4 protein-coding genes are annotated in these 12,587 nt (G+C 34.9%); all 4 read left to right on the top strand.

The window, feature by feature from the left end:
* The first annotated feature begins 20 nt into the window (after positions 1-20).
* On the top strand, positions 21-899 hold the full coding sequence (locus D1815_RS10505) for a phosphate--nucleotide phosphotransferase (RefSeq protein WP_027395471.1): 879 nt from the start codon (positions 21-23) through the stop codon (positions 897-899).
* Between the two features lie 42 nt (positions 900-941).
* Positions 942-2,330, top strand: coding sequence for a M20/M25/M40 family metallo-hydrolase (locus tag D1815_RS10500; RefSeq protein WP_027395472.1), 1,389 nt, complete (start codon positions 942-944; stop codon positions 2,328-2,330).
* A gap of 1,009 nt (positions 2,331-3,339) precedes the next feature.
* On the top strand, positions 3,340-9,960 hold the full coding sequence (locus D1815_RS10495) for a glycoside hydrolase family 48 protein (RefSeq protein ID WP_118386857.1): 6,621 nt from the start codon (positions 3,340-3,342) through the stop codon (positions 9,958-9,960).
* 195 nt (positions 9,961-10,155) lie between these two features.
* Complete coding sequence (locus D1815_RS10490; RefSeq protein ID WP_118386856.1) at positions 10,156-12,537, top strand: cellulase family glycosylhydrolase; 2,382 nt, start codon at positions 10,156-10,158, stop codon at positions 12,535-12,537.
* The last annotated feature ends 50 nt before the right edge of the window (positions 12,538-12,587 follow it).

Raw genomic sequence — 12,587 nt, 5'->3', positions numbered from 1 at the left:
GAGATAATACAAATCAAACTATGAATAAAATAGATCACGAAGATTTTAAAGTTTCTCAACCGATAGAATTGTCAAAAATTCCTACAACTTATGACCTCGGAGAGAGTGAAAAAAAAATTGAAAAAGAACTAGAAAAGGTCAGAGAAAAATTAGGCAAATTTCAAGACACAATATATGCGCACGATAAATATGCCATTTTAATTTGTTTACAAGGAATGGATACAGCTGGGAAAGACAGTCTTATCCGAGAAGTTTTTAAAGATTTTAATACGAGAGGAATTGTTGTACATAGTTTTAAAGTTCCTACGGAATTAGAACTTGGACATGATTATTTATGGAGACATTATATAGCGTTGCCACAACGTGGAAGATTCTCGGTCTTTAATAGAACACATTATGAAAATGTTTTAGTGACTAGAGTACATCCACAATATATTATAGGCGAAAAACTACCGAATATTAATTCTGTAGATGATATAAATGATGAGTTTTGGGAAAAGCGTTTTGAGCAGATAAGAAATTTTGAAAAACATATAGCAGATAACGGGACACTTGTTTATAAATTTTATCTTCATTTATCCAAAGAAGAACAAAAAAACAGATTACTTCGTAGATTAGAAAAGAAAGAAAAAAACTGGAAATTTTCTTCAGGAGATCTTAAGGAAAGAAAACTATGGGATGATTATCAATCTTGTTATCAAGAAGCAATAAATAAAACATCCCTACCACATGCACCTTGGTATGTAATTCCTGCAGATGATAAACCCACCGCAAGATATATTGTAGCAAAAACATTATATGATACTTTGATAAAATTTGATGATATAAGAGAGCCGGAATTAGACGAAAAAACCAAGTCTAATATAGAACAATATAAGCAACAACTGGAAAACGAATAATAATACGATTACATTTAAAATAATATTATAAAAAATACATCTGTGAGAAATATAGTCTTTATCCTTTTTATAACTTTTTCTTTTTCCTCTTATAGTCAAAAGGATAACAGAAAAGAAGATTCAATAGCAATTAAAAACTTTTATACAACTTCATTATTAGAAGGTAAAAGCTATACTTGGTTGGATTATTTATCTAATCAAATAGGCCCTAGGTTGTCAGGATCTTTAAATGCTCAAAAAGCAGTGGAATGGACAGAACAGGAACTTAAAGATATAGGGCTGGATAAAGTATGGTTGCAATCTGTAATGGTACCTAAATGGACAAGAGGAGTTACTGAATTTGCTTATATAGAAACGGATCCTGGACAAACAACGAATGTCCCAATTTGCGCTCTTGGAGGTTCTGTTCCTACACCTATAGGTGGAGTTAAGGCCGAAATAGTTGAAGTAAAGGATTTAGAGGATCTTCGAAAACTTGGAACAGATAAGATAGAAGGAAAAATAGTATTCTTTAACCGTCCGATGCAAGCTGATTTAATAAATACTTTTGAAGCTTATGGTGGATGTGTAGATCAACGCTATTCTGGAGCTGCAGAAGCTGCTAAGTTCGGAGCGGTTGGTGTAATTGTACGATCAATGAACTTGAGATTAGATGATTTTCCGCATACAGGTTCAATGAGTTATGGAAAACTAACTGATTTAGAAAAGATTCCGGCAGCTGCAATAAGTACAAATGGAGCAGAATTATTACACTCCATGTTAACGCTAAACCCAAAGGTTAAGTTCTTATTAAATATGAATTGCCGTAGTTGGAAGGATGTGGAATCTTTTAATGTAATAGGAGAGATTACGGGTAGTGAATTCCCTGATGAATATATGGTTGTAGGAGGGCATCTGGATTCTTGGGATTTAGGTGACGGCTCACACGATGATGGAGCAGGAGTAGTACAATCTATGGAAGTACTTAGGTTGTTTAAAGATACAGGATATAAACCAAAAAGATCCATTAGAGTAGTTTTATTTATGAATGAAGAAAATGGACTAAGAGGAGGTAAAAAATATGCAGCTGTAGCTAAAAATAAAGGGGAGAATCATGTATTTGCATTAGAAAGCGATGCAGGTGGTTTTACTCCAAGAGGTTTTTCTTTTGACTGTAGTAATGAAAATTTTGATCAGATTAAAAGTTGGAAACCTCTTTTTGAACCTTATTTGATTCATTATTTTGTTCAGGGAGGTAGTGGAGCAGATATAGGTCCATTAAAAAAAGATGGAATAGTATTGGCCGGACTTCGTCCAGATTCTCAACGGTATTTTGATTATCATCATGCTAAGAATGATACTTTTGATGCTATTAATAAAAGAGAATTAGAATTAGGTGCTGCCACTATGACAAGTTTAATTTATCTTTTTGATAAATATGGAGTCAAGTAATTTTCGAAGTTAATTTAATAAAAATTTAGGCGTAAAAACTTCTTAAAACACGTTAATATAGTTTGTTTTTTTTGGGGAATTTTGCGCTTTTTGTCTGATATTGTGTAAAAGTGTAAAAATTCTGTAAGTTGTTTCTTGTTTAAAAATTTAACTTTTTTATGAAAATTTTTATAAGAAAAAACATTTAAAAATGATTTTTTGTTAATTTAGGCTGTGGTTTTACCATTGAGAAGGTTTTCTTTTTTTGTAAATCATCTTTTTTTTTGTCCTTTTTCGCATTCTTTTTTCTTAGCATCTTCTTAACAACGAAACTTTTTTCTTTTTTTAAGATTTAAGAAAAGTATTTTGATTCTTCCTTTACGCCCCAGAAACAGTAAGCTCAGAGATTAATGCTAGAAACTAACAAGTTTTAGATAAAACTTGTTAAGACTTAGTAAAGGTGACTAGTGTTACTTTTTTACCTGAGAGTTGTCATAACTTTATTCAACGTTTCAAACGATATTTTTAGATCAAACCTTAATAACTAAATCAAGATTTGATAAAAGAGTTTATCGATGAACGGAAAAGTAAACGTAACAATCGTCATGTCAAGCATTTTCCCAATTTATGTTTGATATGGTTTTAATGACAATTAACTTAAAACTGTACTAACCTATGAACAAACTCAAAAAAAACAAAATAGCATTGTCTTCTATGTTATTTTATTTAGAATCGAATTTTTTTCATCATTCTAAACCTATTGGTCTTAACTAAAGATTTAAGACACTACAGTAAAAAAATAAACAAAGCTTTAAAGGAGAGTTAATAGTATCTATGAATATTTAGGTTTCAATAAATTGGTTGACCAATTTATTGGACGAATTCTAAGAATACTATATCGGATTCTCTTTAGACCAGATCAATTAATAAATCGAAGTATATGACTAGTCTGCATAAGACTATTTTCACTGCTTATAAAATCAAAATCAAAAACAATTTTCAAAACACAATTCTTAAAACTACACTAACAATGAGAAATTTAATTAAGATAAGTACTATTATATTATTGTGCTTATTCTGTGCTAAATCATCAGCACAGTTCAATTATGGAGAAGCACTGCAAAAGTCTTTGCTTTTCTATGAAACACAACAGTCCGGAAAGTTACCAGATTGGAATAGAATAAGTTGGCGATCCGATTCGGGAGTCAATGATGGAGCAGATGTAGGTCTTGATCTAACCGGAGGTTGGAATGATGCTGGAGATCACGTTAAGTTCGGTTTTCCAATGGCTTTTTCTGTAACTGCTCTAAACTGGGGATTCCTAGAGTATAAGGACGGATATGATACGGCAAATCAGACAGAACATTTTAAAAGAAACATTAAATGGGTTACGGATTATTTTATTAAATGTCATCCCTCTCCTAATGTTTTTTATGCGCAGGTAGCGGATAGTAAATCACAAGATCATAATTTCTGGATGCCAGCAGAAATGGTTGACGTGCATCCTATGTATGGACAACGAAAATCATATGCTTTAACCACAAGCAATCCTGGTACAGATGTAGCTTGTGAGACAGCCGCTGCACTTGCATCAGCAAGTATAATCTTTAAAGATAGCGATCCTGCTTACAGTGCTACGTTATTGAGTCATGCAATTGAATTGTATGAATTCGGAGATAATCATAGAGGACTTTATACTTCAGAAGGTAATATACCAGCTGTAGGTACTTATACATCTGGTAATTATCAAGATGAATTAACCTGGGGAGCACTTTGGTTGTACAAAGCTACAGGAGATCAAAAATATTTGGATAAAGCTGAAGCGGAATATGCGCAGCCAGATTTTTTATGGAGTCTCGTATGGGAAGATAAGTCATATGGTAATATGGTTTTGTTATCAATTATTACCGGAAAAGAAACATATAAAATTGATGCCGAGCGTCATTTAGATTGGTGGCAAGAAGGAAACGGAGGAGTTAATTATTCTCCAGGTGGTCAAGCACATTTAACACAATGGGGATCTTTGCGTCATGCAATGAATGCATCCCTTACCGCACTTATTTATAGTGATAATGTGAACACACCAAAAAGTACTCAGTATCGTAATTTTGCGATTAATCAGGTAAATTATGCCTTAGGCGATAATCCTAACAACAGAAGTTTGGTTACAGGTTTTGGAGTAAATCCTCCTACAAAACCTCACCATAGAGGACAACATTCTAGTTGGTCTAGAAGTAGTGCTAACCCAGTAGAATCAAGACACACTATGTGGGGCGCATTAATGGGAGGTCCTGCTAAGCCAGATGATTTCTTCATAGAGGATAGAGATGACTTTCAAGCGAATGAAGTAGCTACAGATTATAATGCTTGTTATCAAGGAGTTTTAGCAAGAATGGTGATGGAATTTGGAGGGTCATCATTACCTAATTTTCCACAGCCAGAGACTCCTGGATTAGAGTTTGCTAACGAGGTTAAACTAAATAATGATCAGTCAAAGTTTACAGAAGTTGCAATATGGTTAAATAACCGTTCTGGATGGCCAGCGAGAGTACCAAATACTCTAAAAGCTCGTTATTTTGTTGATATTTCAGAAGGTATTGCAGCTGGATTTACTGCTAGTGATTACGAGCTTACTGCTCGTGGAGCAGGAAACACAACAATTAATAGTTTACAAGAATGGGATGCTTCTAGTAATATTTATTATGCGGAAATAGAAGTTGATCAAGATAATATGCCTTTTCCTGGAGGTCAAGGCGAGTATAGAAGTGAAATTCAACTAAGAGTTTCATTACCTACTAGTGCTCCAGAATCGGCTTGGGATGCATCTAATGATTTTTCGTATCAAGGATTAACCAGTGGATTACAAATTTCAGATAATGTACCAATCTATGCAGATGGAATATTAGTAGGAGGACGAGAGCCTAATGGTGGTGAAGTACCGACAGCATCTTTTACGGCTACTCCAGAATCAGGAACGGCTCCATTAGAGGTTTCGTTTGATGCTTCAGCTTCGTCTGACCCGAATGGAGATTCATTGAGTTATAATTGGGATTTTGGTAATGGTCAAACATCTTCTGTTGTAGATCCATTGATTACATATACAGAGATAGGATCTTATTTAGTAACTCTTACAGTTAATGATGGAACTAATACTTCCTCAGAATTTACACGAACAATTACCGTACTTGATGGGAATATAGCACCTATAGCTGATTTTTCAGTAACACCAACTACAGATGTAGCTCCGGTAATAGTTAATTTTGACGCGTCAGCTTCTTCCGATGAAAATGGTGATTCTTTGACATATGTATGGGATTTTGGTGATGGAGAATCAGGGTCTGGAGTAACAATTGCACATGAATATGCTGTAATAGGAGAATATGATGCTCAACTTACGGTAAGTGATGGTAGTAAAGAAGATACAAAAACCATAACAATTACAGTTACAGATGGAAGTCCAGTAGCTGCTTTTACTGTAAGTACAGATTCAGGAGTTGCACCATTAGATGTTACTTTTGATGCCTCTGGATCCGCAGATCCAACAGGAGGAAGTCTTACATATAGTTGGGATCTAGGGAATGGTCAAACAGCTTCTACAGTAACCACTTCCGCTACATATACAGATATAGGAGAAGTGATTGTAACACTAACAGTTACAAATGCTTCGGGAGATACAGATACAGCGACAAAAGCTATTACTATTACTGATGGTAGTGTAAGCTGTACGTTTGATACTCCAATACCTAATGGATTACCTTCTATTAATGAGGAGTTTCAGAATATTTTTGTTTTAGGAGATGGAGGACCAAATTTGGATAATATTGCCAAGTTTAATATTAACTGGAGTTTAGAAAATAATGGATTATATCAGTTTTCTATGAATACCAATAATGGTACTCCTAGTTGGTGGAATGATTTTTTACCAAACATTACACAAAACTTCAATTCTTCTCAGCCAGAGATTACAATTACAGGTTCTGGTTTTGTCGGGCTTGATGGTTCATATTATGTAACAATCGATGAGGGTAATTTTGTTTTAGTTTCTAAGACTGGTGGATTTACTATTTATTTTAGCACTTCTGCAACTGCACCGGATTGTGATGGAGGAATATCGAATCCAATTATAACGGATGGTGGTAGTATCACTGGAGGCCCATTTGTATTTACAGTAGGGGATGGTGTTGCTGATAATGTATCAGGAATTACTTTAACTGGGAATACAGGCGCTAATTCTCAATGGGTAGTAACAGATGATCAGAATGTTATTCTTGGATTACCAGGAAATATCGAAGATGTTGATTTTGATGGAGCAGGAACAGGAACTTGTTTAATCTGGCATTTAAGTTATGAAGATGGATTACAAGGTTTAGAAGCAAATAATAATGTTTCAGCATTAGTAGGAGATTTTGATTTTTCTAACTCAATTGATGTAGTAAGAAATCCAGTAAACCAACCAGGTCCTGATGGAGGAGTTATATCAGGAGGTCCGTTCACGTTTACCGTTGGAGATGGTATTACAGACAATGTTTCTGGAATTTCTTTAGCAGGAAATACAGGTACTAATTCTCAATGGGTAGTAACAGATGATCAGAATGTTATTCTTGGATTACCAGGAAACATCGAAGATGTTGATTTTGATGGAGCAGGAACAGGAACTTGTTTAATTTGGCATTTAAGTTATGAGGATGGATTACAAGGTTTAACACTAAATACGAATGTTTCGGATTTAGTAGGAGATTTTGATTTTTCGAATTCTATAGCTGTCATCCGAAATCCAGTCACTATTGGTGGCGATTGTACTTTTGATACACCAATTGCATCAGCATTACCATCTATTGATAATAGATATACTAACGTATTTGTATTAGGCGATGGAGGTCCAGATCCTAGTAATATTAGAGAGTTTTCTATCAACTGGAATCTAGAAAATAACGGATTATATCAATTTGCATTAAATACAAATAATGGTACTCCTGATTGGTATGTAGATCTTAGTGGAAATCTAACTCATAATTTTAACTCTTCTCAACCAGAAGCTATTTTAACAGGAACTCAGATTAGTGGTTTGGATGGCGAGTATTGGGTGAATGTAGATGGAGATAATTTTGTAATGGTTTCTAAAAATAATGGATTCACACTTTATTTCAGTTTAAGTCCTACAACGCCTGATTGTGGCGATACTGGAGGAGGAAATACAGATCCTGTGGCGGATATTTCTGCAACCCCTATTTCTGGAGAAGCACCACTTTTAGTAATATTTGACGCAGTTGCTTCTATCGATGCAGATGGAGATGCATTAAGTTACGCTTGGGATTTTGGAGATGGCAATACTGCTAATGGAGTGACTGTAGAAAATACATTTACTTCTGTAGGAGATTATTCGGTAACATTAATTGTGGATGATGGTAATGGAGGTACAGATCAGGCAGTGATAACAATTACGGTAACGGATGGTGATATTATAATTAACCCTCCTACTGGTGAAAATGCATATATCGATCGTTTTATCGAAATGAGAAATGAGTTCTATGATCCTGCAAATGGATATTTTAGTGCAGATGGTTCTCCACATCACTCAGTGGAAACATTAATTGTAGAAGCTCCTGATCACGGTCATGAATCAACTAGTGAATTATATTCGTACTGGTTGTGGCTAGAAGTTATGAACGGTAGAATTACACAAGATTGGGCTCCGTTAAATAATGTTTGGAATAAAATTGAGGAATTTATAATTCCTACTACAGCGGATCAGCCTAGTAATGGTGCCTATAATGCTTCATCTCCAGCAGCATTCGCAAGTGAATTCCCATTGCCAAGTGATTATCCGGCACCACTTAATTTTAGTGCTCCGGTTGGATCAGATCCAGTTTCACCAGATTTAACTGCAACATACGGTGCTGATATTTATCAGATGCATTGGTTATTAGATAATGATAACTTTTATGGATATGGTAACAGAGGTGATGGTGTAAGTACGCCTTCATATATAAATACCTTCCAAAGAGGAGAACAGGAATCAGTTTATGAAACTGTGCCTCATCCTTCTTGGGAGAGTTTCGACTGGGGAGGAACCAATGGATATCTTCCACTATTTATTGAAGATCAAAATTATGCACAGCAATGGAGATATACAAGTGCTCCAGATGCAGATGCAAGAGCAGTTCAAGCAATGTATTGGGCTCAAGTGTATGCAAAAGAACAAGGTGCAAGTTTAGGAAGTTTAGATTTAGATAAAGCATCTAAAATGGGAGATTTCCTTAGGCTATCAATGTTTGATAAGTATTTTAAACCCATGGGAGTACAAAGTGCGACCAGTGGAGCGGGATCTGGATATGACAGTGCACATTACTTAATGTCGTGGTACATGTCTTGGGGTGGTTCGGCAGATCCTGCTTCGCAATGGGCCTTTAGAATAAGTTCTAGCCATTGCCACTTCGGATATCAGAATCCTATGGCGGCTTATGCGTTAACGCAGGTAGATGAATTGAAACCAATATCTCAGAATGGAGAAAGAGATTGGACTGAAAGTTTAAAAAGACAAATGGAATTTTATACTTGGCTACAGTCTAAAGAAGGTGCTATTGCTGGTGGAGCTACTAATAGTTGGAATGGAGATTATAGTCCATATCCTGCTGGTAAATCTACATTCTATGATATGGCTTTTGATACTGATCCAGTATATCATGATCCAGGAAGTGGAACATGGTTCGGATGGCAAGCTTGGTCTATGGAAAGAGTGGCAGAATATTACTATATCACAAATGATCCAATGGCAAAATCTTTAATGGATAAATGGGCAACGTGGGTTAAAAGTGAAGTGAAACTTATCGGAACGGATGATTTCGAAATACCTGCTACCTTAGAGTGGACTGGTGAGCCAGATACTTGGAATCCAGATAGTCCAGGAAGTAATGATAATCTTAGTGTTGTGGTTACGGATTATGGTAAAGATTTAGGTGTTGCTGCTTCTATGGCAAAGGCACTTATTTATTATGCCGCAGCAACTCAAAAACATGCTACTTTAGATACAGAATCTCGTGATTTGGCTAAAGAAGTATTAGATAGAATGTGGAATACGTATAGAGATGATAAAGGAGTTTCTTCTCCAGAAGATAGAGGAGATTTTGCAAGAATCTTTGAAGAAGAAGTATATATTCCTAATGGATTTAGTGGAACAATGCCTAATGGAGATCAGATTAAACCTGGAGTAACATTCCTAGATATAAGATCAGATTATAAAAATGATCCAGATTTTGATAGATTAGAAGCAGCATACAATGCTGGAGAGGAATATACACAACGTTATCATAGAAGTTGGGCTCAGATAGAAGTAGCATTAGCAAATGCAGAATTTGGATTCTTTTTTGGAGATCAAGAGCCAGGAGTTAAAGCTCCAGAAAAAGAGCTTACAGTAAGTGCGACACCAAATCCTGCTTCGGATTATATTACACTTTCTACTAATTTTGATATGACAAATGTTAGAATTAGAGTGATAGATATTGCTGGTAATGTGATCAGAACAGAATCTATGAAAAATGAACAAAAGTCTACTAGACTTTCTGTTAATGAACTGCCTTCTGGTATGTATATTTTAGAAATTTATGATATAACTACTGGAGATAAATTCAGAAATAAAATTATCAAAAAATAGTTTTAAAAAGAGAGAGGTTATATAACCTCTCTCTTTCTTTTTTAGTTCAATAAAATTAAATCTTCTTAAGATAGTTACGCGAATGAGAGTTTGCTAAAACATAGTTGTATCATATACTCTTTAGTAATCATACTTCTATGACGATTAATATCAATTACTATAACTACGATGCTAGTTATTGAAAAAAATATATACATGAAACGATTTATAAATTATATGATGATTCTGTTACTGTTTTTCAGCAGTATTACAGAAATTATAGCACAACAACAAAATTTCTTAACTGTATCAGGAAATAAATTATATGATACAACAGGAAAAGAAGTACGCCTAACTGGTGTAAATTGGTTTGGTTTTGAAACACAAAACTATTCTCCTCATGGAATTTGGTCAAGAGATATGAAAAGTGTTTTACAACAAATTAAAGATTTAGGTTTTAATACCATACGAGTTCCTTGGTGTAACGAGATGTTAAACCCTAGTTCTACAATTGCCATAAATTCTTATGGTACTGATGCCTATAGCGGAGTATCACCAATGAATGAAGAAGAAGCAACAGTAAGCAAGCCAATAGAATTACTTGACATTTTTGTAAAATGGTGTCAGGAAAATGACATGAAGATTGTATTAGATAATCATTCTAGAGCCGCTGATGGTTTTTTAAACGAAGCGGTTTGGTATACTCCAGAATATTCTGAGGAACGTTGGATTAACGACTGGGTTTTTATAGCTGATCGTTATAAGGATTATTCTGCAGTGGTAGCTATGGATTTAAATAACGAACCACATGGATCTACTTGGGGTGATAGTAACCCTGCTACAGATTGGAATAAGGCAGCAGAACGTTGTGGTAATGCAGTTCTTCAGGCAAATCCGAATGTTTTAATTATAATTGAAGGTGTAGGAGAATTTGAAGGAAACTCATATTGGTGGGGTGGACAATTAATGGGGGCAAAGAAATATCCAGTTCAATTGTCTGACCCAAGTAAACTTATGTATTCTGCTCACGAATATGGTCCTGAGGTATCTCAGCAGGACTGGTTTACTGCCAGCGATTTTCCTCAAAATATGCCCGGTTTGTGGACGGATAATTTTCACTATTTATATGAAGAAGGTACTTCTCCATTGTTTTTAGGAGAATTTGGAATTAAAGATCAAGATGCTTTCGGAGGCATTTCTTATACTTGGTTTACTGAATTTACAGATTTCATGGGTGATATTTATTCTTGGACATTTTGGAGTATGAACCCTAATTCCGGCGATACCGGAGGAATTTTACAAGATGATTGGACAAATGTTAATCAATGGAAATTAGATGTGTTAACTCCCCATTTGGCACCATTTATTCCTAATGTTGTAGGGGGAACAGGAAATCTTCCTCCTACAGCTAGATTTACTTCGGATATAGACTCGGGTAATGCACCGTTAACAGTGCAATTTGATGCATCTGGATCTACAGATCCCGATGGAGATAATTTATCTTATTCTTGGAGTTTCGGGGATGGGTCTACTGCCACTGGAGTAGGAATATCTCATTTGTTTACGCAACCAGGTACTTATCAAGTTAGTCTTACTGTTAATGATGGAGCATTAAGTGATACTACTAATAAAACCATAATTGTTATAGACGATACGGTTTCCACGGTTACTGCTAATTTAGTTACGGACAATAACTCGGGAGTAGCGCCAGCAACTATTAATTTCGACGCTACAGGTTCTATATCATCAGATGGAAGTGCATTGGTTTATGGCTGGGATTTTGGAGATGGAACTGCTGGTTCTGGAGTAACTATAAATCACGTGTTTGTAGAGGCAGGTAGTTATGATGTTGTATTAACAGTATCTAATGCAGACGGAATCTCTGATACAGCAATTACTACTATTGTGATTACAGAATCAAATACTGGAGGTGATTGTAATTTTGGAGCACCATTAGCTAACCCTTTACCAACTATTCCTAATGCTTCGTATAGCAATATATATATTCTTGGATCTGGCGGACCGGACTTAAGTAATGTTACTAATTTTACTGTTAATTGGGATTTACAAAATAATGGTCTTTGGCAATTCTCTATGAATACCAATAATGGAATTCCAAGCTGGTGGAATGATTTAAAAACTAATGTTACTATTCAAAATTTTAATACTGCGCAACCTAGTGTTACCATTGCAGGTACAGGTTTTTCTAACTTAGATGGTGCTTATTACGCAACAATTGATGGGGATAATTTTGCATTGGTATCTAAAAGCGGAGCGTTTACAATTTATTTTAGTAATAGTAATACAGCTCCTAATTGTCAGGAACAGTTAAAAGATCCAATTGTTGAGAATGACGTAATAAGAATAAAAGCATATCCAAACCCTGTGTCGGATAAATTAATGATAAGTCAGGATAATAGTTTTAATAATGCACAAATGAAAATAGTTGATATATCAGGAAAAGTAATTAAAACATTTTCTACAATTACTGATACAAATATGATAGAGTTAAATGTTTCAGAATTAAAGGCTGGCGTTTATTTTATAAAAATATTTGACCAAAAGAATATTGTAACAAAACAAATTATAAAGCAATAATTTAAAGAGTAGTATAAAAGAGACTCTAAGATGATTGATATGTTAGTTGT

Source organism: Aquimarina sp. AD1 (assembly GCF_003443695.1).
GTDB classification, from domain to species: Bacteria; Bacteroidota; Bacteroidia; order Flavobacteriales; family Flavobacteriaceae; genus Aquimarina; species Aquimarina latercula.
This window is presented reverse-complemented; position numbering and strand designations above follow the sequence as displayed.

Bases quoted from the DNA above. Each gene is read 5' to 3' on its own strand.
- D1815_RS10505 (WP_027395471.1), top strand. From the start codon at position 21: ATGAATAAAATAGATCACGAAGATTTTAAAGTTTCTCAACCGATAGAA.
- D1815_RS10495 (WP_118386857.1), top strand. From the start codon at position 3,340: ATGAGAAATTTAATTAAGATAAGTACTATTATATTATTGTGCTTATTC.
- D1815_RS10490 (WP_118386856.1), top strand. From the start codon at position 10,156: ATGAAACGATTTATAAATTATATGATGATTCTGTTACTGTTTTTCAGC.